This window comes from Ferdinandcohnia sp. GQ5 (assembly GCF_059759275.1).
Genome location: NZ_JCAXEW010000002.1, coordinates 181,207 through 204,676, shown reverse-complemented (window position 1 = coordinate 204,676; position 23,470 = coordinate 181,207). Strand labels below are relative to the sequence as shown.

The 23,470-nt window shown below is 37.6% G+C and carries 24 protein-coding genes and 1 riboswitch; of the genes, 21 read left to right on the top strand and 3 right to left on the bottom strand.

Annotation, left to right across the window (positions count from 1 at the left end):
- Nucleotides 1-145: 145 nt before the first annotated feature.
- The 20 genes from AC6CHV_RS02995 to AC6CHV_RS02900 all read left to right on the top strand — a co-directional run bounded on the left by AC6CHV_RS02995 (nt 146) and on the right by AC6CHV_RS02900 (nt 18,065).
- A complete protein-coding gene (locus tag AC6CHV_RS02995) occupies nt 146-829 on the top strand; it encodes a Crp/Fnr family transcriptional regulator (protein ID WP_440273078.1) in 684 nt (227 codons plus the stop codon).
- 105 nt (nt 830-934) lie between these two features.
- Entirely contained in the window at nt 935-1,525 is a 591-nt protein-coding gene (locus AC6CHV_RS02990; protein WP_440273079.1) for a molybdopterin-dependent oxidoreductase, read from the top strand.
- 218 nt (nt 1,526-1,743) lie between these two features.
- A riboswitch (cobalamin riboswitch) is annotated at nt 1,744-1,945 on the top strand.
- Nucleotides 1,946-2,121: 176 nt separating this feature from the next.
- Complete coding sequence (locus AC6CHV_RS02985; RefSeq protein ID WP_246006365.1) at nt 2,122-3,114, top strand: ABC transporter substrate-binding protein; 993 nt, start codon at nt 2,122-2,124, stop codon at nt 3,112-3,114.
- Nucleotides 3,077-4,144: a FecCD family ABC transporter permease gene (locus AC6CHV_RS02980; protein ID WP_121445906.1), complete on the top strand. Its 1,068-nt coding sequence runs from the start codon at nt 3,077-3,079 to the stop codon at nt 4,142-4,144. Before AC6CHV_RS02985 ends, AC6CHV_RS02980 begins: the two co-directional genes overlap by 38 nt.
- Nucleotides 4,141-5,631 carry an adenosylcobinamide amidohydrolase gene (locus AC6CHV_RS02975; protein WP_121445907.1) on the top strand — a complete coding sequence of 497 codons (1,491 nt, stop codon included), beginning with the start codon at nt 4,141-4,143 and terminating at the stop codon, nt 5,629-5,631. The genes AC6CHV_RS02980 and AC6CHV_RS02975 overlap by 4 nt, the downstream gene beginning before the upstream one ends.
- A complete protein-coding gene (locus AC6CHV_RS02970) occupies nt 5,628-7,010 on the top strand; it encodes a cobyrinic acid a,c-diamide synthase CobB (RefSeq protein WP_121445908.1) in 1,383 nt (460 codons plus the stop codon). The genes AC6CHV_RS02975 and AC6CHV_RS02970 overlap by 4 nt, the downstream gene beginning before the upstream one ends.
- A 2-nt stretch (nt 7,011-7,012) precedes the next feature.
- Entirely contained in the window at nt 7,013-8,053 is a 1,041-nt protein-coding gene (gene cobT / locus AC6CHV_RS02965) for a nicotinate-nucleotide--dimethylbenzimidazole phosphoribosyltransferase (protein WP_207899836.1), read from the top strand.
- A gap of 32 nt (nt 8,054-8,085) precedes the next feature.
- Nucleotides 8,086-8,637, top strand: a complete 552-nt coding sequence (locus AC6CHV_RS02960; RefSeq protein ID WP_121445909.1) for a cob(I)yrinic acid a,c-diamide adenosyltransferase — start codon at nt 8,086-8,088, stop codon at nt 8,635-8,637.
- A gap of 333 nt (nt 8,638-8,970) precedes the next feature.
- Nucleotides 8,971-10,479, top strand: a complete 1,509-nt coding sequence (locus tag AC6CHV_RS02955) for a cobyric acid synthase (RefSeq protein WP_121445910.1) — start codon at nt 8,971-8,973, stop codon at nt 10,477-10,479.
- Nucleotides 10,479-11,447: an adenosylcobinamide-phosphate synthase CbiB gene (cbiB, locus tag AC6CHV_RS02950; protein ID WP_498078083.1), complete on the top strand. Its 969-nt coding sequence runs from the start codon at nt 10,479-10,481 to the stop codon at nt 11,445-11,447. The genes AC6CHV_RS02955 and cbiB overlap by 1 nt, the downstream gene beginning before the upstream one ends.
- An 18-nt stretch (nt 11,448-11,465) precedes the next feature.
- Complete coding sequence (gene cobD, locus AC6CHV_RS02945) at nt 11,466-12,548, top strand: threonine-phosphate decarboxylase CobD (protein ID WP_498078082.1); 1,083 nt, start codon at nt 11,466-11,468, stop codon at nt 12,546-12,548.
- Nucleotides 12,548-13,096 (top strand): bifunctional adenosylcobinamide kinase/adenosylcobinamide-phosphate guanylyltransferase, encoded by a 549-nt coding sequence (locus AC6CHV_RS02940; RefSeq protein ID WP_121445913.1) that lies wholly within the window; start codon nt 12,548-12,550, stop codon nt 13,094-13,096. The genes cobD and AC6CHV_RS02940 overlap by 1 nt, the downstream gene beginning before the upstream one ends.
- Nucleotides 13,096-13,854: an adenosylcobinamide-GDP ribazoletransferase gene (gene cobS, locus AC6CHV_RS02935; RefSeq protein ID WP_440273082.1), complete on the top strand. Its 759-nt coding sequence runs from the start codon at nt 13,096-13,098 to the stop codon at nt 13,852-13,854. Before AC6CHV_RS02940 ends, cobS begins: the two co-directional genes overlap by 1 nt.
- Nucleotides 13,806-14,429 carry a histidine phosphatase family protein gene (locus AC6CHV_RS02930; protein ID WP_498078081.1) on the top strand — a complete coding sequence of 208 codons (624 nt, stop codon included), beginning with the start codon at nt 13,806-13,808 and terminating at the stop codon, nt 14,427-14,429. Before cobS ends, AC6CHV_RS02930 begins: the two co-directional genes overlap by 49 nt.
- The gene (locus AC6CHV_RS02925) at nt 14,381-14,809 is read left to right on the top strand and encodes a bifunctional adenosylcobinamide kinase/adenosylcobinamide-phosphate guanylyltransferase (RefSeq protein WP_440273084.1); all 429 of its coding nucleotides are present in this window, start codon (nt 14,381-14,383) and stop codon (nt 14,807-14,809) included. Before AC6CHV_RS02930 ends, AC6CHV_RS02925 begins: the two co-directional genes overlap by 49 nt.
- A gap of 33 nt (nt 14,810-14,842) precedes the next feature.
- A complete protein-coding gene (locus AC6CHV_RS02920) occupies nt 14,843-15,661 on the top strand; it encodes an ABC transporter substrate-binding protein (RefSeq protein WP_498078080.1) in 819 nt (272 codons plus the stop codon).
- A gap of 307 nt (nt 15,662-15,968) precedes the next feature.
- Nucleotides 15,969-16,346 carry a DUF1801 domain-containing protein gene (locus AC6CHV_RS02915; protein WP_498078079.1) on the top strand — a complete coding sequence of 126 codons (378 nt, stop codon included), beginning with the start codon at nt 15,969-15,971 and terminating at the stop codon, nt 16,344-16,346.
- Between the two features lie 261 nt (nt 16,347-16,607).
- Nucleotides 16,608-16,847, top strand: a complete 240-nt coding sequence (locus AC6CHV_RS02910; RefSeq protein WP_121445920.1) for a helix-turn-helix domain-containing protein — start codon at nt 16,608-16,610, stop codon at nt 16,845-16,847.
- Nucleotides 16,837-17,187, top strand: a complete 351-nt coding sequence (locus tag AC6CHV_RS02905) for a DUF2178 domain-containing protein (RefSeq protein ID WP_498078078.1) — start codon at nt 16,837-16,839, stop codon at nt 17,185-17,187. Before AC6CHV_RS02910 ends, AC6CHV_RS02905 begins: the two co-directional genes overlap by 11 nt.
- A 134-nt stretch (nt 17,188-17,321) precedes the next feature.
- A complete protein-coding gene (locus tag AC6CHV_RS02900; RefSeq protein WP_498078077.1) occupies nt 17,322-18,065 on the top strand; it encodes a hypothetical protein in 744 nt (247 codons plus the stop codon).
- A 164-nt stretch (nt 18,066-18,229) separates the two neighbouring features.
- On the opposite strand, the gene AC6CHV_RS02895 is transcribed toward AC6CHV_RS02900, so the two are convergent.
- A complete protein-coding gene (locus AC6CHV_RS02895) occupies nt 18,230-18,889 on the bottom strand; it encodes a hypothetical protein (RefSeq protein ID WP_498078076.1) in 660 nt (219 codons plus the stop codon).
- A gap of 400 nt (nt 18,890-19,289) precedes the next feature.
- Between AC6CHV_RS02895 and AC6CHV_RS02890 the strand changes: the two genes are divergently transcribed.
- On the top strand, nt 19,290-20,591 hold the full coding sequence (locus AC6CHV_RS02890) for a uracil/xanthine transporter (protein ID WP_498078075.1): 1,302 nt from the start codon (nt 19,290-19,292) through the stop codon (nt 20,589-20,591).
- A 149-nt stretch (nt 20,592-20,740) separates the two neighbouring features.
- Here AC6CHV_RS02890 and AC6CHV_RS02885 read toward each other — a convergent pair whose 3' ends face one another.
- Nucleotides 20,741-22,324: a tetratricopeptide repeat protein gene (locus AC6CHV_RS02885; RefSeq protein WP_498078074.1), complete on the bottom strand. Its 1,584-nt coding sequence runs from the start codon at nt 22,322-22,324 to the stop codon at nt 20,741-20,743.
- Nucleotides 22,296-23,465 (bottom strand): P-loop NTPase family protein, encoded by a 1,170-nt coding sequence (locus AC6CHV_RS02880; RefSeq protein WP_498078073.1) that lies wholly within the window; start codon nt 23,463-23,465, stop codon nt 22,296-22,298. Before AC6CHV_RS02880 ends, AC6CHV_RS02885 begins: the two co-directional genes overlap by 29 nt.
- Between the last annotated feature and the right edge of the window lie 5 nt (nt 23,466-23,470).

Sequence of the window (23,470 nt, the reverse complement as noted above, 5' to 3'; positions counted from 1 at the left end):
TTTTTTATATTTAAAGCATCAATGCTACAATGGATATGGTTTTACATATATTATCAGGTGATTGTAAATGCAAAGAAGAAATCGATCTATTTACTGGTTTTTGATTATGAAATGATTATAAAACGGTATAACGGGGAGTGAAGACATGGATAAACTCATGTTGCTTTCACAAATTAATTTACTAGATGAGCTACCAGAAGAGGAATTAAAGAAGTTAGACGAAGTAACGGTAACCGTCCCTATTAAAAAAGGTACAATTATCTTAAGTCCGACTCAACAAATGAGGTCGTTGTTTTTCTTGAAAAAAGGACAGGTTCGTTTATATAAGATATCCTCAACAGGAAAGGAATTCACAATTGATCTTTTAAGTGAAGGTAATATCTTTGGAGAAACTTCTAGTTTTTCCTTAACAGAATCTAACATTTATGCAGAAGCGATGGTTGATTCCTTTGTTTGCTCGCTAGAAAAGGAGCGTTTTGAACAGTTACTACGTCAACATCCCGATATTTCGTTAAAACTTATAACTATACTGACCTCAAAGTTAAAAGAAGTGTACGAAATAACAGAAAGCATTGCTTATAAAGATGTCAAATATCGAATTCTTTTACTTTTTATGCAGTTAAGTAACCGATTTGGTGTAAGAAGTGGGGAATGGCAAACAGTTGAGGTCAAGATTACTCAGCATGACATCGCAAGTATGATCGGGTCATCAAGAGAAACCGTTAGTTTATTATTAGGAGAATTAGAAAGGGAACAAGTCATTACGAGGAAGCCATTAAAAATTAATACAGCTCTGGCTAAGAAAGTGTATGGGGTAGAGGAGGTGTAATCAATACTGCTTTCATATCATGTTTATAAAGGAAAAGGCTTGGAGCATACTATACAAAGCACAGTGATTTAAGTAGCGTTAAAAATGAAAAAGGGGTGGTGTAAGATGAAAAGGCAGCTTCCACCTGGGCAATTTGAAACAGAAAAATGGCCAATTCTGCACACAGGGGATGTTCCCGAGTTTAATGAAATCACATGGAATTTCAGACTTTTTGGAGAAGTGAAGCAAGAAAAGTCCTTATCCTATAAGGAATTCATGGAGCTTCCAAAAACCATATCAACCGTAAACATGCATTGTGTTACCACATGGTCTAAATTTGATACAACTTTTGAAGGCATTGCGCTTAGAGAGTTATTGAAATTAGTTGAAATGAATGAAGGCGTAAAATACATCAAAATTTACGGTTACTCCAATAGGGAGAGATTTGGTTATTCTGCAAACTTACCGCTAGAACCTTTATTAGGGGACGATTCTTTATTTGTATTCCGATGGAAGGATAAAAATCATGAATGGCAAGATATTGATCTAAAACATGGTTATCCACTACGGTTTATTCCACCAGAAGAATTTTATCTATGGAAAGGCACAAAGTGGGTTTCAGGGATAGAGTTTATGAAGGAAGACGAGGCTGGTTATTGGGAAGAGCGTGGCTATTCGATGACGGCCAATCCATTTAAAGAAGAGCGATACCGTTAACACAGTTAAGTACATAAACTTTTTTATACTTTGCTTCCCATAAAATAAAATAGACGTGTTTATCGACACGTCTATTTCCTATTAAATGATTGATTCTCAAAGGTTTTCTTCAACTGTATTGGTTAATTCTATTATACTTCATAAAAGGAACTGAAATGACCTTAACTCCTATTTACAAAACAATAGGGTTGTATTATAATTTCTCAGAATACAAAAAAATGAATATTTCGCAAATAGGTTTCTTACCATTCTTCTATGAGAGAATGTGAGACTAAGAGGGAAGTTGGTGTAAGTCCAACACGGTCCCGCCACTGTAAGCGAGGAGGAAGGTTATAAATATCCACTGTGTATGTAACATGGGAAGGAGTAACCGACCGTTGATTCGCAAGTCAGGAGACCTGCCTATTTTGTTTTTTAAGCTTCCTCGAGGAAAGGAACGTTTAAAGTGCAAATAAATGATCATATGTTACTATATTTGTTATATTAGGATTGCTTTATTGGAGTTCTAAGCAAATAACCTTTATTATGCCTTTACGAAACGCTCTTCCTGTGGAATGGCGTTTTTTTGTGTTCAAAATTTGAAGGGGGATAAAAAAATGAAGGAAATGTTGAAAAAATGGGGTCTGTTTAGTCTTATTTTTCTTTTTACCATGGGTATTGTTGCAGGTTGTGGTACACAAGAAAAAACGGCTCAAGATGAAAAGGCTCAAAAAACCGTTGAAAATGTTGAAGGGGAGAACGCTAATCAAGAGTTCCCTATCACGATTATAGACAGTGCTGATCGAGAAGTTACGATTGATGAAGAACCTGAATCAATTGTCTCCATACAGGCAAGTAATACAGAAATTGCATTTGCACTTGGCCTAGGAGAAAAAATCATTGGAGTTTCGGATTACGATAATTATCCATCAGAAGCACTTGAAATACAAAAAGTAGGTGCACAGGATATCAATGCAGAATTGGTTCTTTCACTTCTTCCAGACCTAGCTCTTGTTACTGATTATCATTACAATACACATCCTGAAATATTAAAGCAGTTTGAAGATGCAGGAATTGATGTGATTGTCGTTGGAAGTGCTTCTTCATTTGAAGATGCGTATGAACATATAGAAATGATTGGGAAAGCTACAGGAACTGCGACTGAGGCAAACGAAATTGTGACAAATATGAAGCAACGCTTTGATGAAATCAAGGAAAAAGCTTCAGCTATTACAGATAAAAAGAAAGTCTGGGTTGAGGTTTCGCCAGCACCAGATATTTTTACAACAGGAACCAATACGTTTATGCATGAAATGCTTGAGGCAATTCAAGCTATTAATGCAGCAGAGGAGCATGAAGGGTGGGTACAGTTAACAGAGGAGGAAATTGTCCAATTAAATCCTGATGTCATCATTACAACGTATGGCTACTACATAGATAATCCCACTGAAGAAGTATATGGGCGTGAAGGCTGGTCTGAAGTTCCTGCAGTTAAAAATAAACAGGTCTTTGATGTTGATAATGATACGGTTACGAGACCAGGTCCTCGGTTAATTGAAGGAGTCGAGACTCTTGCGAAGCTTATTTATCCAGAAGTTTTTAATAAATAAAATTACTTGGTTATATATTCTAAGTGGAGGGTTTGTACTTAGTACAGCCCTCCTAGGCGTATTCATTAGTAGTGTCCACGTGCCTGTTCCAACCATTTTACATATTGTGCTAGACAACACATTTGGTTGGGGCTGGCTTAATGAGGTTGCTAGAAATGAAGAAATGATCATTTGGAATATCCGATTACCTAGGGTATTGCTGGCATTTTTTGTTGGTGCGTCTCTTGGATTAGCGGGTGCAGCATTCCAAGGATTATTACGTAACCCATTAGCGGATCCATATACAATCGGGGTTTCATCTGGTGCATCTCTTGGTGCAGTAATTGTTTTATTTTTTCAGTTTACGATTTTGGGGTTAGGAAACTTTACTCTTCCTATTGTTGCAATCGTAGGTGGTTTTATTTCACTCCTTATTGTATTCGGACTTGTTCGATTGAGTAGTCGAAGCTTAGCGATTGAAACCATTATCTTGGCGGGGATAATTGTAAGTTCTTTTATTGGAGCAGTTGTTTCCCTCATTATTTCACTAAGCGACCAAGATTCAATGACTCAAATTATCTATTGGTTATATGGCAGTGTAGGACTAAGAGGCTGGAGTCATGTTCAGTTGATTCTTCCATTTATGTTGTGTGGTTCCTTTATTTTGTTCTACCATTACCGGGAGTTGAATGCGTTAGCTCTTGGGGAGGAGGCGGCAGATCATATTGGGGTTGATGTGAAGAAAGGAAAGTTGTATATCCTAATCGGAGCCTCATTATTAACGGGAGCCGCCGTTGCAGTGTCTGGATCGATTGGTTTTGTAGGACTTGTCATCCCACATTTAGTGCGTATTGTTACAGGGCCAAATCATCGCCATGTACTACCACTTTCCCTAATGGTAGGTGGAGCATTTCTTATAGTAGCTGATTTAGTATCAAGAAGTATTATTGCTCCAGAAGAACTGCCAATTGGTGTTATTACAGCTTTAATAGGTGCACCTGTTTTTGCCCTATTATTAATCAGAGAGAGAGTTGGAGGGGAACGAAGATGATTACTGTTAACAATTTAGTTGGTGGTTATTCGAATTCTCCTATTATTAATGGAATAAATCTTGAGATTCATCAGGGAGAATTTTTTGCACTTCTTGGACCAAATGGAAGTGGAAAAACAACCTTGTTTAAATTGATAACTGGGCAATTGCCGATCATAAAAGGTGATATATTCCTTTCTGGTAAAGAAATTTCCACTCTTTCAAAGCTTGAGAAGGCGAAGAAAGTGGCTGTTCTTACTCAGGAGGCGCAGGTTTCATTTGATTTTACAGTGGAAGAAATTGTGAGTCTAGGGCGGTATCCACATCAAAAAGGTTTATTTAAACAGCTATCCCGAGTAGATTGGAACGTCATTGAAGAGGTGATGGAAATAACGAATATAAGTCAATTTCGAAAAATTCCATTCCGAATGATCAGTGGTGGCGAGAAGCAAAGGGTGTTATTAGCTAAGGCATTGGCGCAAGAACCTGAGATTTTACTTTTAGATGAGCCAACGAATCATTTAGATGTGAAACACACATTCCAAATGTTGGATTTATTAAAAGAACGGCAGCAAAGTATGGGGTTAACCATTTTCTCCATTCTGCATGATTTAAATGTTGCTTCTCAATATGCAGATCGAATCGCCATGCTTCATAAGGGCTGTTTCTTAGAAGTTGGAGATGTTGACAATTTCAGAAAGACCGACCTACTAAAGAAGGTATATGAAGTGGATATTAAGCTTGGGTCTCATCCGACAATTTCAAAACCGCAACTCCTTATGACACCAGGCTATCATCAAGCAGAACCTTGTACACGTTTTGAAAATTCTTATCAGATTCATCAAACGAAAGAGTATATTCACATTCAGTTCGATCACCCTTTACGAACAATTTCGAATGGGGTCATCGGTGATGGTATTCAATGGTTAAGGCATTTTTGTAATTTTTATGTTGATAAGAATTATAATTGCTCAGCACCTGACCGTGATTTGCGAAATTGGATGACAAAGTACGCTATTCCTTATGAGCAAGCGGTTGGAATGATGACAGCTGTTCAATTAAAGGATGTGGTTATACGTCATGAAGAATTTGAAGGTATTCAAATTCTAGCTGTTGTAACTGCAGGTACCGGGAATGCTGTCGATATTTCAAGTCGTACCCATTCTAAGGTGAGTCAATCAGTAGGTACAATCAACACCATGCTGTTCATTGATTCACATTTTACAGATGGTGCACTTGTAAATGGCTTTATGTCAGCTACAGAAGCAAAAACAAAAGCATTACTAGACATGAATATTAAAGATCCACACTCCAACACGATTGCAACTGGTACATCAACGGATTCACTACTTCTAGGTCTTACTCAACAAGGGGAGAAAACACCATATGCAGGTTCAGGAACCACTGTTGGAAAAGCTATAGGTCAAATCGTGTATGAAGCAACAAAAGAAGCTATCCAAAAGTATTTACAAAGTAGTCCAAACGAAATAAGGTGGGGAAGTAAATGACCGAACGACGAATTGTAATTGCAGGTACTGGAAGTGGCGTTGGAAAAACAACATTAACAATTGGTATTATGTCAGCATTCATGAAACGAGGGCTAAGCGTACAAGGCTTTAAATGTGGTCCTGACTATATAGACCCATCCTATCATACAGCTGTAACAAAACGAGTTTCACGCAATTTAGATAGTTGGATGCTCACTCATGAAAGAGTTTTGGATATTTTCACACATGGAAATCGTGATGCAGATATTTCAATTATAGAAGGAGTTATGGGATTCTTTGATGGAAAAAGTCCGGAAACGAATGAAGGTAGTACTGCAGAGATTAGTATCATAACGAAAAGTCCTGTATTGCTTGTAGTCAATTGTGAAAGTATGGCTCGTAGTGCTGCAGCAATTGTGAAGGGTTTTCAAATGTTTGCAGAAGGTCCAAATATAGTTGGAGTTATTGCAAACAGAGTGGGGAGCGAGGGACATTTCCAACTTGTCAAAAAAGCAATTGAACAAGAATGTCATATTCCGGTTATTGGATATTTGAAACGAGATGTCGAGATTGAAATTCCAGAAAGACATCTTGGACTTATTCCTTCAATTGAACGCGGTGAACTTACTCCGTTATTTGATAAAGTTGGTGACTTGGTTTTAGAGACGATTGATCTTGATAAATTGCTTGAATTAGCTGTAGCGGAACCGCTAAATGAAAAAAATAAATCCTCAATGTTTGAAAAGAAGCAAGATACTATGACGAGAATAGCGGTTGCAAAGGATGCAGCCTTTAACTTCTATTATCCTGAGAATCTAGAATTATTAGAAGTTAATGGCGCAGAATTAGTCTATTTTTCTCCATTGGCTAATGAAGAGTTACCAATGAATGTAGATGGTCTATATATAGGAGGAGGCTTCCCAGAGGAATTCGCTTTAACCTTGGAATCTAATGTAAAGACCAAGGAATCGATTCAGAAAGCAATTAAAGAAGGGCTGCCAACTCTTGGTGAATGTGGCGGGTTCATGTATTTGACCGAGTCCATTGAAACGACAGAACAGAAGACGTATCAAATGATCGGGATCATTCCTGGTAAAGTCCAAATGCATTCCTATTTACAAGCATTGGGATATAGAGAAGTTAGTGGTCTCAATAACAATTTCATTCTTTCCAATCAAATGGGTAGAGGGCATGAATTTCATTATTCTTCTTTTATGGCAAATGAGAATGAATTCTCCCATGCTTTTAAAACAAAAGGACTGCGGGGTGTTAAGCAGGAAGGGTGTCTAAAATACAATTTAGTAGCTGGCTACACCCATCTTCATTTTGGCTCAAACCCAAAAATTGCTGAGAACTGGATTAGGAAATGTCTAGAGTATAAAGCGAGTAAGGAGAGATAAGGATGAAACAAATATACGAATCCACCCCAAAGGTAAACAAGGAGATGGGGAGACAGGTTGGTGAGTATATTAATACGTTAACAAAGCCAATAGGAAGCCTTGGGCGACTAGAGGAAATGGCTATTAACCTAGCAGAAATGAAGAATGAACCATTCCCTAGTGTTACGCCACCAGGTGTGCTAGTTTTTGCGGCCGATCATGGGATCACTTCAGAAGGTGTATCTGCCTATCCGCAAGCAGTAACAGAACAGATGGTTCGAAACTTTTTAAATGGTGGTGCAGCAATAAATGTATTTAGTAGACAAATAGGCGCCATTCTTAAGGTAATCGATATAGGAGTAGCTACCGATATTGAACACGAGAGTTTAATCAATCAAAAAGTTCGTTATGGTACAGGCAATTTTTATCTTGAAGATGCAATGAGTCGACAAGAAGCTGAACAAGCAATGGATGCTGGATATAATCAAGCCTTACAAATCATCGAAGAAGGGGCACAATGTCTCATACTCGGGGAGATGGGGATCGGAAATACAACATCAAGTAGTGCAATCCTAGCCGTTTTAAGTGGTAAAGATATATCCCAATTAGTAGGAAGAGGAACTGGGATTTCTGATGCTACATTTTTACATAAAACTGAAATTATTAAACAGGCGCTAATACGTAGGAATCCGAATCCAAATGATCCAATTGATATTCTAGCGAAAGTGGGCGGACTAGAGATTGCCGCAATGACAGGTGCAATGCTAGGTGCTGCAAGCAAGAGGGTACCGATTCTTGTAGATGGTTTTATCTGTACCATCGCAGCGTTAGTTGCAAACTTAATCTCCCCTAGTGTTAACGACTATATCATGGTCACACATCAATCCGTTGAACCAGGTCACAATATTGCACTTTCACTAGTAGGGAAGAAACCCATTATTGATTTAGGACTTAGACTTGGAGAAGGAACAGGAGCAGCCATTTCATTTCCTATTATCCAATCGGCTACACTCATGGTAAAAGAAATGGCAACCTTTGACTCAGCAGGAATTTCTAAGAAATAGTAATTCAAACTTTATAAAACTAGGAGGTTTATATGAAACAAGCTAACGATAAGAAAAAGGGATTAACACTTGTATATACGGGTCACGGTAAAGGGAAGACAACAGCAGCTCTAGGTCTAACAGTTCGAGCGGTTGGCAGAGGGTTAAGTGTAAAAATCTATCAATTTATTAAATCACCTGAACGTTCATATGGTGAACAAATTGCCTTAAGTAAGCTTGGAGTTGAGATGGAGCAACTTGGTATTGGATTTACTTGGACAAAGACCCCAGAAGAACATCGCGAAGCATTAAGGACCGGATGGTTAAAGGCTAAGGAAGCTGTCATGAGCGGTGAATCTGATTTGATCATACTAGATGAATTAAACAATGCATTAGCAATTGATACCTTTCCAATTGATGATGTGTTACCACTAAACGAAGTGGTAGATGTATTAAAAAATAAACCGCCACATGTTCATCTCGTTATTACTGGAAGAGATGCCAAACGGGAAATACGTGAAATCGCCGATCTTGTTTCAGTTGTTGAAGTGGAAAAGCATTATTATGATGAAGGCATACCAGCCGTAAAAGGTATTGAATTTTAACTTTATTCAGCAGAAGTCCCGTGGGGATGCATGCAAAAAAATATCAAATTCAGTGGGGGTTCAAACCCCGGCTGAAATTAAGGAACTCAGACTAAGAATGCCACGTCCTGTGGCAACGTCTGAGTGACCAACATCGTATTGGCCTAAAGACTCCGGCGGATGCCACGATTTTTCAGAGGTGGCTTTTCGAGCGGTAAGATTAAAGACTAAGAGCGCCACATCCTGTGGCAACGTCTTTATGACCCACATCGTGTGGGCCTAAAAATCGGGCGCAAATACGCCAAGGCGCATTTGATAATGTCAAGAACCCCAAAAGAAAAGGAGTTCACACATATGAATAGAGCTGTACCGTTAATGATTCAAGGTACTCATTCAGATGCTGGAAAGAGTGCAATTGTTACCGCTCTTTGCCGGATATTTGTTCAGGATGGTTATAAAACAGCCCCTTTTAAATCGCAAAATATGGCATTGAATTCGTATATTACGGTCGATGGAAAAGAAATCGGGCGTGCACAAGGTGTTCAAGCTGAAGCTGCACGAATCGTAGCAACAACAGATATGAATCCGATATTAATTAAGCCAAATGGAAACTATGAATCACAAATTGTTGTTCACGGTAAGCCATTTAAGAATATGAAAGCTGGAGAATATCGCGAGGAATTTTTTCAACAAGGTTTACAAGTGATTCGAGAAGTGTATGATACATTGTCCAAAAGCTATGAGCGGATTGTGATAGAAGGAGCGGGTAGCCCTGCAGAGATTAATTTAAATGACCGGGAGCTTGTGAATATGCGAGTTGCACGGATAGCGAATGCACCTGTAATACTCGTTGGGGATATTGACAAGGGTGGAGTCTTTGCTAGTTTAGTAGGAACATTACAGCTTCTTGAGCCTCAGGATCGAAAAAGGGTTATCGGTGTCATTATTAATAAATTTAGAGGGGATGTTTCGCTATTACAGCCTGGGTTAACGTGGTTTGAGGAATATACGGGTGTGCCTATTCTAGGGGTTGTTCCATATATCGATAACCTCTTAATTGAAGCAGAGGATTCACTCGTGTTAAATACGTATACTTCGAAACCGGATGAGTCAAAAGAAATTGATATTGCGGTCATATGTCATCCGATGATATCGAATTTTACGGATATCGATCCTTTTTTTGAGGAAAAGGATTGTCATGTTCGCTTTGTTAAAACGATTGAAGACGTTCGAAATCCAGATGTACTGATTTTACCAGGAAGTAAAAATACAATTGAGGATTTGATGAGCTTACACAGTACAGGTCTAGCTAATCGGATATTGGATTTAGTACAAAAAAGAACTACAGTTGTCGGCATTTGCGGTGGGTACCAAATGCTAGGAACGCTTATTGTAGATGAACATGAAGTTGAATCAACGCATAGTTGTGTTGAAGGACTCGGTCTGATTCCAATGAAAACCTCGATGACCACACAGAAGACAACCGTTCATTCAGAAGGAATTGCGCAGTTTGGTGAGGAACGCATTCCAGTTTCAGGTTATGAAATTCATATGGGACAATCATCTTTTGAAAATGAATGTGATCATTTTGTTCAATTAGCTGACAGATGGGAAGGAACGATAACGAAGGACAAACAAATAATCGGGACGTACTTTCATGGTATTTTCCATAATGATTTATTTCGTGAGGTCTTTCTAAATGAAATCAGAGTGAAGAAAGGATTAGAGCCAATTAAGAATCGAGCCTCTTTCTCCAAAAAAAGAGAAGAAGGGTTTGATGTATTAGCCAATGTTGTGAGAGAAAATATCCAGTTAGATCAAATAAATAAATTGATAACAGACTATCAAAAGGAATTGAAATGATGGGAATGGTACAGGAACCCACAATTATGTTCTGCACGATTTTATTCGCTGCAATTGTATTAGATTTGTTAATTGGTGACCCCAGGTGGTTTCCCCATCCTGTTGTGTTAATGGGAAAATTGATCACATACCTAGAAAAGAGCTGGAATAGAGGAAAAGGGAGAGTTTGGAAAGGTATTTGCTTGTGCGGAACTGTTATTCTACTCGTTTTTTTCCTTACCTTATCCCTTGTTTATCTCGCTTATCAATTGCATCCATTCGCTGGAATATTCATACAAATTTATTTGATTTCAACCACGATTGCGATCAAAGGTCTTTCGGCTGCTGCTAAAGAAGTCCTCGTTCCTATAGAGAATGGGAATGTTACGGAAGCGAGAGACAAGCTAAGTATGATTGTCGGACGAGATACGGAACATTTACCAGAGAATGAAATTGTCAGAGGAACGGTTGAAACGGTTGCGGAGAATACCGTTGATGGGATAACAGCACCCTTATTTTGGGCATTCATAGGAGGGGCACCACTTGTGATGGTGTACCGTGCGATTAACACGTTAGATTCGATGGTTGGACATAAAAATGAACGATTTAATCAATTTGGGTGGGCTTCAGCTAGACTTGATGATCTAGTCAATTGGATTCCTGCGAGACTAACAGCCCTCTCAATGTGGCTAGCCGCTTATTTTATTAAAGGGTCTAATTATAGAAATGGATGGAAAACAACTTGGAGAGATGCAAGAAAACACCCGAGTCCAAATAGCGGGTGGTCAGAGGCAATGGTGGCAGGATTACTCGGAATTCAGTTAGGCGGGATCAATTATTATCAAGGTAGAAAATCAGTACGTGCACAAATGGGAGACCCTTCTAGAAATTTGGTGAGCTCTGATATCGAAAAAACAATTCAATATATGCATGGAGGGTGGATCGTATTCTTTCTATTTGGTTTGTGCATACTCCAGCTAGTTAAATAGTGTAAATGAGGTGAAATGATGAAATGGCCAAATCATGGGGGACAACCTGAAACAATCAAAAAACTGTTACATATGAAGGAAGAAAAATCATTAATCGATTTTAGCGCAAACCTAAATCCTATGGGGCCGCCTATTTGGTTATCAGATGTTTTACAACAAGAGTATGAGACCATAACCCGTTATCCAGATCCAACGTATTCGAAAGCGAGCGCTGCAATCGCGGAGCATGAAGGAATAGACCAAGACGTGGTCCTAGTAACAAATGGGGGAGCAGAGGCCATTTTTTTAGTGGCAAAGTATTTCGAAAAAGGAAAGGCGCTCATAGCCCATCCTACCTTTTTGGAATATGAGCGTGCCTGTACACATTACCATATTGATGTGGAGGATCTGATAGTTGATGATGAAAGTGGTTTTACACTACCAGTCCAATTGATTCAAGATAGGTTTGCTGAAAAAGATGTTCTGTTTCTTTGTCGTCCAAATAATCCAACTGGAACGGTTATACCAGAAGAAGATTTGCAGCTTTTATTAGACATTGGGAAGAAAAAGGATACATATGTAGTAGTGGATGAAGCTTTTGTCGATTTTTTACCAACTACCATTGCATCCCTTACGTCTTGGTTATCGGCATACCCCAATCTAATCATTTTACGTTCTTTAACTAAAATGTATACAATTCCAGGGCTTCGAATCGGATATATAATGGCTCACCCAACTGTCATACATGCGTTGAAAAACGAACAAATTCCTTGGAGCATTAACTCCTTAGTTGATGCAGTCGTTCCGAGATTACTTGAAGACCGAACTTTTGTTGACAAAACAAAAGTTTGGTTACATGGGGAATCTCGGTATGTATTTAGTTGCTTAAAAGAATTAGACTACTACGTTTCACCATCACTAGTAAACTTTTATCTATTGCAGGATAAAAAATCTCCAAATCGAACAGATGAACTTTATTACTTTTTATTGGAGAATGGAATCCTGACGCGACATACTCACAACTTTAAAGGACTTAATGGAAAATTTATTCGAATCGCCATCAGGTCATACACAGAAAATCAACATTTACTTACTGCACTTCAAAAGTGGAGAAAAGAGTAATGGTCATTTTTATTTCAGGTGGCGCTAGATCAGGGAAAAGTCTTTTTGCAGAACAAACAGCTCTGTCGTATTTTGATCAAATGAAGCAAGAAAATCATAGCATTTCTCTTCGATACATTGCTACCGCTAAAAAAAGTGATGATGAAATGGTAGAAAGGATTCGAATTCATCAACATGATCGCGGGGAGAGGTGGCATACAATTGAAGAGTCCTTTCATCTTGAACCGATTCTGTCAAACTTTAAAAAAGGTGATGTGATTTTACTAGATTGTTTAACGATATGGGTAAGTAATGTCATGTTCGAACGTGGACTTAGGTTGGAAGAGATGGAAGAAAGGGTGAACCGCTGGTTATCAATTGCACGCGAAAAGCAACTTCACCTTCTAATTGTTTCAAATGATGTGAATGAGGGAATCCCACACAGTGATGATGTTGTTCAAAGCTATATGTATACCTTACAACGTCTTCATTACAATATTGTGCAGCAATCAGACATTGCCGTCCAGGTTCAAGCAGGGATTCCGTTGTATTGGAAGGGTGAAGGCTGATGAAGCAAATGATGTTTGGATTTATACTTGCTGTACAATTCCTTACACGAATTCCACTTACTATCGAATGTCCGTGGACAAAACAGACAAGTAGATGGGCAATCAGGAGTTACCCGCTTGTTGGTGTAGGATTAGGTGCGATTATTATAAGTGTGTTGTCGGTATTGCAGCCTTACGTCCCAATCCTGTTTTTGACATTGCTTATCCTTTCATTATGGGTCTATATAACTGGTGGATTACACTTAGATGGGTGGATGGATGTAGCTGATGCAGTGGGGTCAAACGCCCCCATTGAGAAAAAATGGGAGATCATGAAAGACCCACATGTAGGAAGTTTTGGACTGATTTCACTCCTTTTTTTACTCGCATGGAAAACGTTTTTTATTTATTCATTGATTGAAGCGGATATTCTCTTGTCTTCGTTTCTTTTTATCATGGCGTTTTCACGTTTAGGAGCCGTTATATTAATGATTTCTTTACCTACAGCAAAACAACATGGCTTAGCATGGGAGTGGAAGAAAAACGTAAATCAGTTTGACTTTTTATATGCGATGATTCCTGTAGGGATACTCTTATACATCTTTCCTGAATGTTTCTTTTTAGTTCCTGCATATATTGTGTTTATGGTCTTGTTTGGTGCTTGGATCAAGCATACATTTAAAGGAACAAATGGAGATTTATTAGGTACAGCCATAGAGGGAGGCGAATTATGGGGACTTGCGATTACATGGTTGTATATCTCGTTCGTCATGGGATAACAGCTTGGAATAAGGAGAAACGGTATTTAGGTCATACGGATATAGAAATTATAAGAGGTGAACAATCAGGCCTAATTAAGCTTAAAAAAGAATTGACACACATACATTTTGACCATATTTTTACAAGTGATTTACGACGTTGTCAGGAGTCTTTGAAATTATTAAATATTCCAGCACCGGAAACGGAAGATGATAGATTAAGAGAATTGGATTTTGGGGATTGGGAAGGAAAAACATATGACGAATTGAAAGACCAGAAAGCGTATCAGAACTGGCTTAACAATTGGGAGAAAGGCATAATTCCGAATGGGGAGTCAACTGACACATTTAGTGGTCGAATTGATGCCTTCTTTAATGAACGATTTCAACAAACGCGTCACAATGAAACCATTCTTATCATGACTCATGGAGGCGTGATTCGGTATGTTGTTTCAAAATATGTATCATCTCTTTCGTTCTGGGAAGTCACGATCCCGAATGGACATTGTATACGTTTAACTTTTAAGAAGAACGAGGGGGGATGGACATGCAGCTCGTTATCGGCGGTGCCTTCGCAGGAAAAAGGAAAATCGTGAGAGAGAAATATGAAAGTTGTAGTTGGACATCTGCTTATATGGGTGATTCATTATCGGATTGGAGTATCAAATGGGAGAATGATACACCATTAGTCGTTGAAGGTTGGGAAAAATGGATTGAAACTGAACTTGCCCATGGAAAAAGCATGAACGAGATTCGAAGTGATTATTCACAACTTTTTCATGCATTTGATGTGGAGGAGAAAAAGCGTAATATGCCGATCGTGCTTGTCATGCTAGAGGTTGGCAGTGGCATAGTACCCATTCAAAAAAATGATAGAATGCTACGAGATGTGATGGGATGGATCGCGCAGGATGCTGTAAAGATGTCAGATGAAGTGGTGTACGTATGGAATGGGTTAAGTAAGAAATTAAAATAAATCTTTTCTGCTTGTAAGAAGGAGGTATCGCTCATGAGACTCATCTCTATTTGTCCAAGTAATACGGAAATAGTTGAATATCTTGGATTAACTAAATTCTTAATAGGAGTAGATAATTACTCAGATTGGCCTGAACAGGTGAAAACATTACCGAGATTGGGTCCTGATTTACATATCGACATGGATAAAGTAGAAGAGCTACAGCCAGACCTAGTGTTAGCATCTTTAAGTGTACCTGGGATGGAACGAAATATTGAAGAACTGAAGAAGAGAAACCTTCCTTATGTCATTGTTCCAAACCCAGAAAGTTTACTAGAGGTAGGAGAAAGCTTACTTTTTGTGGGAAAAGCAACAAATGTTTTTGAAAAAGCGACCCAATTATTTGATAAATATAAACAAATTCTTGAAAGCTATCAACGTTTATCGAAGCAAGTAGAAAATCAGAGATCAATCTATTGGGAATGGTGGGCAAAGCCGATTTTTACACCTGGGGCGACAAATTGGTTATCTGAAATGAGTGAGCTTGCAGGTGGGAGAAATATTTTTCAAGATATGGAACAAGCGAGTGTACAAACAGATTGGGAAGAAGTTAGACGAAGAAATCCTGATGTGATGTGCATCATCTGGGTAGGTGTTCAAAAAGACAAAGTGAACCCTAAAGTCATTTTAAAACGTCCACAATCAGATAAAATGCAGGCGATACAAAATAAGCAATTGTATATTTTAGAAGAACCATTATTTTGCAGACCATCTCCAAGATTATTGCTCGGACTCAATAAGATTGCAAGCATTCTACATCCAACTATATTTCCTCCATTTATCGAAGGGAAAGATCTGTTAATCCACAAGTAACAGTTAAGGATGGATGCATGATCTAGGCCAAATATAAGTAACGTTTTGAAATTGCGGAAGTTTATGATGACTTCCGTTTTTTTAAGTTCATTCTTAACTCAAAGGGTGCCATGTCAGAATTCAAGTAAATGGAAAAACATATTTTGATTTTATTGAGTACAATAATGTGGTGTATGAGCGAAGATTTTAGAATAAGTAGGGTAATAGGTATTATTTTTTGAGTGTTTGAAAGCATCTTGAAGATGCATAGTTAGCAAACTTCCTGTAAACTATCAGTAAATTGAACATGCAGGAGTGAGACTTTAATATGCAATATGATGTTAAGAATTCTGATGAATATTTAGCATTACTTGAGAACGATTGGCGAAAAGAGAAACTGCTCGCGATTCGTGAAATGATTTTGGATTATGCACCCGAGTTAGAAGAAGTGATTCGCTATAAAATGTTGAATTATGGTAAAGATGACAACTATGTCTTAGCGTTAAACGCGCAAAAACATTATGTCAGCCTCTATGTAGGTACAATAGATAAGGTAGAAAATGCAGAATCCCTATTAGCGGGCTATAATTATGGAAAAGGCTGCATACGCGTAAAAAAATCGATAAAGGTTGAAGATACGGGCTTGGAACAATTTATCCATAAAACACTTGATATGTGGCGCGCCGGAGAAGATATAGATTGTTAATATGGATATAATTTTGTTTTCCTACTGGAAATAAAGTCAGGAAAAATGAATATTATCATCCTCTAGACCACCAACCCCCAAATTACTCCGGATCGACCTGTGAACCTGACGGAATTATGATTTCCGTCAGGTTTTTTTGTATTCTTGCTTTTATTAAATCAAAGTAATCTAAATTAAAATATAAATATTTTATATTTTTGTATAAGTTTAATTTACTTTTGGTAAATCTGAGTTTATAATTTGATTCAAGAGGTGATGGTCATGAAGAAAGATTTTGGTGATTCGATCTCAAATAAGGTGTATGAATATCGTGTACTCGCCAGAATGTCTCAGCAGGAATTAGCAGAGAAAGTTGGAGTTTCCAAACAAACCATCTTTGTAATGGAAAAAGGTAATTATGTTCCGACTCTATTGTTAGCTTTTCGAATTGCCGAATTTTTTAATGTTGATGTTAACGATATTTTTACTTATGAGAAAGGAAATGATCAAAATGAAAATTAATATGTCAAATATATCTAACGCAATTTTTGATCCATTAAGGTCTTGGGCTGAGCAATCACAAGGTAATTGGAACATTCTTATTGTTAGCGGTTTTTTATTGGTTTTTGTCGGTGGGATTCTATCATACGTATTACAGAAAAAAATGGGAGAAGCTGACGAAAGAACAAATCAAATAAAATTAAAAAGTGCGTTCATAATGTTAAGTGGAATCGTTTTGTGCGACGTGATTTTCCCGAAAGAATATATGTGGCAAATATTCTTCTTATTTAAATATTCGTTTGCCTTCCTTGCCTCAGCAGTCTATTTAGCTATTCGATATAAAAAAGATTTTATTGGTTGAAGAACGAATGATTGAAGTGGGATAAAAAGGAGGTTCGAAAAATTAGCATAGTTATCAAAAATCGGTTGCCAAAAACGGTTTATCTCCTTCTTTTTTTCCTGTTATTAGTGTCGATATCTGGGTACCACCAACTAATGAAAGACTTTGTATATCCAAGTATGCCTGTAGCGGTCGAGGCTGATTTTTTATCGGAGGAATACTCTACTGAACTCTCAGAGCAATATGATCAGATCCAATCTGAGCATAAAAAATGGTATAGATTTGATACATCCAAAGCAACTGCATCACATGCAATCGTAACAAAAATGATGGATGATTTGGTGGGAAATGAAAAGCTTCTTAACGGACATAAACAATTTAATCTGTTTGTTGAGACATTTGATCACCATGTCAAACAACTTCCTTATATCACAGAAGAGATTCATTATTTTCGGAACGAATTGAATCGATATGGAGAGGCACCTGAGCTTTTAGCGGAAATGATTGAACTAGTGGCATGCGGCAAATGGCAGCTATTCAGTGCTAGATACCACCGGTATGAAGTAAACGAATATGACGCCGCATATAATGTGAAGTTTATATCATCAGATGGTCGCTTTGAAGTTGTCTATAATGCTGAAACAGGTCAAATCATTAACGATCCGGTAAACATGGGCACGTATAATTTTGCGCCGGGTAGTATCCATCCATGGAAGTATTACCAGCACCATAAATACGATAAAGTTCCTTGGAAGAAATGGAGTAATACGAATCAGATTTCATACAAGGAAATTACAAAGAAGCAGTCAAGGCATGGCTCAACGGAACAAAAGAAAAGTACGGAAGAACTCCAGAAATTAATCGAAGACAACAAGACCGTTTCATTGAAGTGTAGTTAAGGTAGGTTGAAAGAACAGAAAATGCTTTATGCAATTGTAAGGGAATGATCGACTTTGTTGTAGCGTTTTTCCCTTTATTCCTAGGGCCTAACCCACAACGCGGTAATGCTTTACTGTACTAGGGGTCAGGCACTTTTAATTGTTTATCGACATAATTCGGAGAATCACTGTGACCGTAGATACCGGACTTGAAATTGCCATGTCATAAGTAAAGTGACAATTAATAAAAGTTCTAAAATATTCATCATTGATTCATGTTTGACCCAGATGATTAACAGACCCCCTGTAATCATAACGATTGTACCAACCAAGAGCCAATAAAAGTGAAATTTCTTAGCCAAACTAAAGCCAACAATCCCAAGTACAATCGTTACGATAATGACCATAATCGGACTACCCGCATGACCCGCACTTGTATAGGTCAATATGCCATTTTTCCAATGGGGTTCAAGTTCAAGATTGATTACTGATGTAAATAGTTCATAAAGAATTAACCCGAGAGTCATCAGAAATGCTAAGACCTTCCAGAAGGTTTTCTTGGCCCAAGGTAATTCTGTCCCCAAACAGATTCCAAATGCAAATAAAACCAGGGTGGGGGTAAACAGGGCGTGTAACAAAAATCGAACATAGCTGATACTCTCCAGCATTTTTCCTTCACCGATAAATCTACCTAAAGCAATGATCAAGTTATCATATATAAGTCCAATAATGACGAATAAGAGTAAATTGGTAAGATGTAATCTTGCTTTTTTAACTAAAAAAATCCCCCAAACAAATAGACAAAGATAACTGAATGCAAGGAAGAAGTAGAGAAAGGATTCCATAGTGACCACATCCTTTTTTTCTATTTTCACCTAATTTTTCAAGGTTAGTCTTTTGGATTGTAAATTTAATTTCTGGTGCCGGCCCCCCAGTACTTTGAAATATCATTAGAGTTATATCCATAAAAACATGATGAGTATCGATTTATTGCACAAGAAAGAGAAAAAATTTTTAGTTGTCTGAACGGAGTATATTGATTTTGGAGAATAGTAATGGTATTCTTCAGGGAGTCTTTTGGTTTAAGTAAGACTCTTTTTTATATTCCGAATGTAAGCTTGTCCTTTAGTTCTGTAAAAGTTTACTAGATGGGGTCTGACATCAATTCCGCAGACTCTTTTTGGTGATGAAAAAAATAGGGAAAAGACCGAACTGTCGACATGTTTCAAGAAAGTGGTGTGAATGATGAGTAAAGGGTATGTTGTAACAGTTTTTTCTTCTGTTCAATGGCTTATTTTTATTTTTGCTAATACAGTAGTTGTACCGATTTCAATAGGAACCGTGTTTGAGGTGCCTCAAGATACGATTGGAATGATGCTAAAATGCTCTTTAATCCTTACAGGGGTAGCTTGTATGTTTCAAGGATGGATTGGACATCGAATGCCCATTATGGAAGGACATTCTGGGTTGTTATGGGGCGTTATATTAAACCTAGGGCTCACTGCTTCTTCGATGGGAATGAGCCTATCTACGATTGGTGGAGGGATCACGACTGGGATTCTACTCGCTTGCGTATTTACAATCGTTTTAGCAGCATGTAATGGTTTGTCACTTTTTCAGTCAATCTTCAGTCCAATGGTCATGTCAGTCTATCTTTTTCTCTTAACCTTCCAATTGATTTTTATCTTCTTTAAAGGAATGTTTCCTTTAACCAAGGATGGAGTATTAGACGTACCGTTGAGTTTATTATCAATCGGAATTGTAATCCTAGTTGTGATTATAAAACTTAAAGGCTCTAAATCTATTAGTAATTTCTCCATTTTAATAGGTTTAATGATTGGATGGATATTGCATGATCTATTTTTTATGGATGTTAGCCAAAGGGCTTTAGAAGCATCCTTGATGTCTTTCACTTTATTTCCTATCGGAGAACCAAATCTAGAGTTTGGGATTATTGGCGTGACATTCTTTGCAGTGGTAATCAATTTGAGCAATACAATTGCTTCGATTGATGCAGCCGGAAAACTGATAAACAAAGAAACCCCACAACATAGATTTCGTAATTCTATCTATGTGACAAGTGTTTTTACGGCGATTGGTACGGGATTTGGGCTAGTACCTTACACACCCTTTACATCCTCAATCGGATTTCTACAAAGCACAAGAATATTTCATCCGAAACCATTCCTTATCGGTGGTGGGTTATTAACAACAATCGGACTGGTTCCTATGTTCGGATCATTCCTTGCAACCATGCCAATTTCAGTAGGAAATGCTGTTTTATTTGTGGCCTATTTACAATTATTCGGTACAGCCTTTAGCAGCCTTAACGGGAAGACGTTTAATTCGAATACAATTTTTCGATTGGCAGCACCTGTTCTAGTTGGGATCAGTATCATGAACATTTCACCCACTGTTTTCGCTGACATCCCACTATATATACAGCCGTTTATTAGCAATGGCTTAATTATAGGTGTTTTACTATCAGTTACGTTAGAGAAAATAGTGAATTGGAAGGTATTTGAGACGGTAGAATTGAACAGGTAGTGGACATTTACTAGAATGATTAGAGTGCCTGGCCCCCGATAAGAGTGCCTGACCCCCAGCGCGGTAATGCTTTACTGTGATGGGGGTCAGGCATTTTTTTATTGATTATCGACAAAATTCGGGGAGTCACTGTGACCGAACTTAAAAATTTAAATTAATTGATTTAACTTTTCAATATATGCTAGCGCTGTTCTCGAATTTGGAGATGTTTCTAAGGTTTTATTAAAACATTCAATAGCCTTAATAAAACTTGTATTGGCACTTGTAGTGTTACCCATATCTCGATAACAATTACCCATTTCCATGTACGTTTTGCCTCTACTATTATGTGTATAAATATACTGTGGTGTATACAGAAGGACTTCATCACTTTTTTTCAAGGCTGTTTCAAACGCTTCAATGGCTAGTGCATAGTTTTTCTGCTTTCTATATAACTTTCCCAGAGAACGGTAGGCTGACCCAAGTCTATTTCGTGAACTTCCTTGTTTTTCTGACAATTCGATTGCTTTTTCAAATGAATTTACTGCTAAATCAAAGTTTTTTAGGGCTTCTTCGTCGTTCCCCAATTCGACGTTAAGTTCTAGTAAATCAGTAGCTGCATGTCCACGTCTTTCATAGCCATCAACATAATCAGGTGCATATTGTATAACTTCATTATAGAAAGATATCGATTGGTTGAAAGATTGCAATTTTTCCTTTGCATGTGTATTCACCGGATATGCTTCAGCAAGTCTCTTATGTGCTAGACCTTTATGAACAAGGACTGTCAGATAGTTTTCTAGACTTTTATCCTGTAAGGCATAATTATATGCATCAATTGCCTGGAAAAAATGGCTTATATTCGTGTTCTCATTCTGAACTTCATCATGTTCTAATTCTCCTAATTTCTCATGAACCTCACCTAATACAGCATAGATATACGAAGACGCAAAACCACCATTTATGATTTGTAGACATTTTTCTAGTGCCAGTTCATATGATTGCTTCGCTTCCTCATACTGAGACATGAATTTATATATTTTTCCAAGACGAGTTAGAACGATGGCAATATCTTTTAATTTCTGTGGCTCATCCTTGGACCATTGCTCCAAATAAGTTAATGCGCTCTTAAAGGCATGAACGGCATTCTCATATTCATTCGTATGTTTATAGATATCACCCAAAATTTGTTGAATATCTGTAATTTCTTGAAAAAAGGAGTTAATTTCCTGTGATTGTTGTAGTTTTTGATAGAGTTTCATGGCATCTATACAATATTTTTCTCCTAATCGATATTGGCCTTTTAACGCATATAACTCTCCAAGCTTATGGTTTACAAAAGCATGTAATCTCTTTTTTTCCGTTTTGAAATCTAGAATTCTTTCAAATTCTTGAATAAGTGTAGACCATTTTCCTTCGTTTACTAAGAGGGGAGAGTGTGTTGAAATCCAATCCGTTATTTCCTTTTCGTCTAGAATGATTTCTCCATGGTGAAGTCCTTCTACAAAAGCTATATGTAATTCAACATCTGGATTATCCTTCTTTAACGTCTCTGTATAATAGTTTAATAGAAAGAAATGAACCCTCTCGAGTATTGGGGAGGGTATATCATTGTACAGCCCTTCCTTCATTAACTTATGCATGGACCATAGTCCACTTCGGTCAATTTCTTGGATAAAAGAGAAATGACAGAACTCATCAAAAGCAGTAGGTTGATAATATGTCTTAAATTCTGTTACCAAGTTCGTAAACAATTGTTCCGACCAAAAACGCGGGACAGATAAAATTTTTTAACGTTTCTTTCTCAGTGCGGTCTAAATATTTTAAAAATCGTTTCAGCACTTCACTTGGTCGGTTGGAAAAATCATCAACACAAGGAATACGTTTTTTTGATACCAGTTGAAAAGTATCTACCATTAAGTCTAAATAATAAGGTAAGCCACCACTACCTTGGATAATCGTTTCTTGAATTGTTTTGTCTGTAATTTGGCAAGATTCTAAAAAACTAATGCAATCTTCAGGAGATAGTTCACCTATCAAATGTTGATCTACCACTTGATTCCATTCAGGTTCCTCTTCCCCCCAAGTGATTTTTTCTCGTCCACAAATGACATTTAATACCGAAACATCCTCGAACTGAAGAATAAATTCTCTAATCCATTCATCCCTATCACTAAAGGAACCTATCGAACGGTCATACTCCCAAAGAGCTTCATATGTATCAAAAAAGAACACCGCTTTTTGATTCGATCTTTTCATGTATTCCCTTAAATCAGCTGCCCAATAAACTACTAACATTTCTTCAATATCCTTCGGATGCATGTCTTTCAAGTCTGTTAAAATACCTTTACCAGTTCGATTCCACCATTGAAGGATTTCTTTGTATCGTGCAAAGCCATCAATTAATTTAAGGGTCTTAGGAATCCATTGCGCAACAGGAATATTCTCTAGCTCGTTTATAAGTTCACCAACAAAATTACCTTCTTCTAAAAAAGGAAGAGATTTTCGTTCGGATTTTAAGGTGAGTTGGGACTTCATCCGACTAAAATAAACTGCATATGCAAGATCAAAGGTCGTAAATTTTATCTGATATTCTTTTGTTAATTGTTGTCTCAACCAAATGAGCGCCTCCGATGGGTCTCGATGTTTCTGTTCTCGAAAATCAATAGATACCTTTATAGTAGAAGCGTCAATCGAACTAGTAAGAGAGTACAATTCTTTCAATAACCGAGATTTCCCAATTCCTCCAACCCCGTAAAAAATAAGGACCTTATACTGGTCGTCGCTTAAAGTCTTGAATGCTTTCCTGAATGAATTTCTCGGTTCTTCGCGATCTGTAAACTGCCTTGAAGCCGTATTTTTTAACATTTTGTTAGAAAGTTTTGATCTTAGCATCTTTT

Coding starts and splice junctions, on each gene's coding strand:
- AC6CHV_RS02995 (WP_440273078.1), top strand. CDS start 146: ATGGATAAACTCATGTTGCTTTCACAAATTAATTTACTAGATGAGCTA.
- AC6CHV_RS02970 (WP_121445908.1), top strand. CDS start 5,628: ATGACCGAACGACGAATTGTAATTGCAGGTACTGGAAGTGGCGTTGGA.
- cbiB (WP_498078083.1), top strand. CDS start 10,479: ATGGGAATGGTACAGGAACCCACAATTATGTTCTGCACGATTTTATTC.
- AC6CHV_RS02910 (WP_121445920.1), top strand. CDS start 16,608: ATGAAGAAAGATTTTGGTGATTCGATCTCAAATAAGGTGTATGAATAT.
- AC6CHV_RS02890 (WP_498078075.1), top strand. CDS start 19,290: ATGAGTAAAGGGTATGTTGTAACAGTTTTTTCTTCTGTTCAATGGCTT.
- AC6CHV_RS02915 (WP_498078079.1), top strand. CDS start 15,969: ATGCAATATGATGTTAAGAATTCTGATGAATATTTAGCATTACTTGAG.
- AC6CHV_RS02895 (WP_498078076.1), bottom strand. CDS start 18,889: ATGGAATCCTTTCTCTACTTCTTCCTTGCATTCAGTTATCTTTGTCTA.
- cobT (WP_207899836.1), top strand. CDS start 7,013: ATGAAACAAATATACGAATCCACCCCAAAGGTAAACAAGGAGATGGGG.
- AC6CHV_RS02900 (WP_498078077.1), top strand. CDS start 17,322: ATGAAAGACTTTGTATATCCAAGTATGCCTGTAGCGGTCGAGGCTGAT.
- AC6CHV_RS02940 (WP_121445913.1), top strand. CDS start 12,548: ATGGTCATTTTTATTTCAGGTGGCGCTAGATCAGGGAAAAGTCTTTTT.
- cobD (WP_498078082.1), top strand. CDS start 11,466: ATGAAATGGCCAAATCATGGGGGACAACCTGAAACAATCAAAAAACTG.
- AC6CHV_RS02955 (WP_121445910.1), top strand. CDS start 8,971: ATGAATAGAGCTGTACCGTTAATGATTCAAGGTACTCATTCAGATGCT.
- AC6CHV_RS02905 (WP_498078078.1), top strand. CDS start 16,837: ATGAAAATTAATATGTCAAATATATCTAACGCAATTTTTGATCCATTA.
- AC6CHV_RS02960 (WP_121445909.1), top strand. CDS start 8,086: ATGAAACAAGCTAACGATAAGAAAAAGGGATTAACACTTGTATATACG.
- AC6CHV_RS02985 (WP_246006365.1), top strand. CDS start 2,122: ATGAAGGAAATGTTGAAAAAATGGGGTCTGTTTAGTCTTATTTTTCTT.
- AC6CHV_RS02990 (WP_440273079.1), top strand. CDS start 935: ATGAAAAGGCAGCTTCCACCTGGGCAATTTGAAACAGAAAAATGGCCA.
- AC6CHV_RS02880 (WP_498078073.1), bottom strand. CDS start 23,465: ATGCTAAGATCAAAACTTTCTAACAAAATGTTAAAAAATACGGCTTCA.
- AC6CHV_RS02925 (WP_440273084.1), top strand. CDS start 14,381: ATGCAGCTCGTTATCGGCGGTGCCTTCGCAGGAAAAAGGAAAATCGTG.
- AC6CHV_RS02975 (WP_121445907.1), top strand. CDS start 4,141: ATGATTACTGTTAACAATTTAGTTGGTGGTTATTCGAATTCTCCTATT.
- AC6CHV_RS02920 (WP_498078080.1), top strand. CDS start 14,843: ATGAGACTCATCTCTATTTGTCCAAGTAATACGGAAATAGTTGAATAT.
- AC6CHV_RS02930 (WP_498078081.1), top strand. CDS start 13,806: ATGGGGACTTGCGATTACATGGTTGTATATCTCGTTCGTCATGGGATA.
- cobS (WP_440273082.1), top strand. CDS start 13,096: ATGAAGCAAATGATGTTTGGATTTATACTTGCTGTACAATTCCTTACA.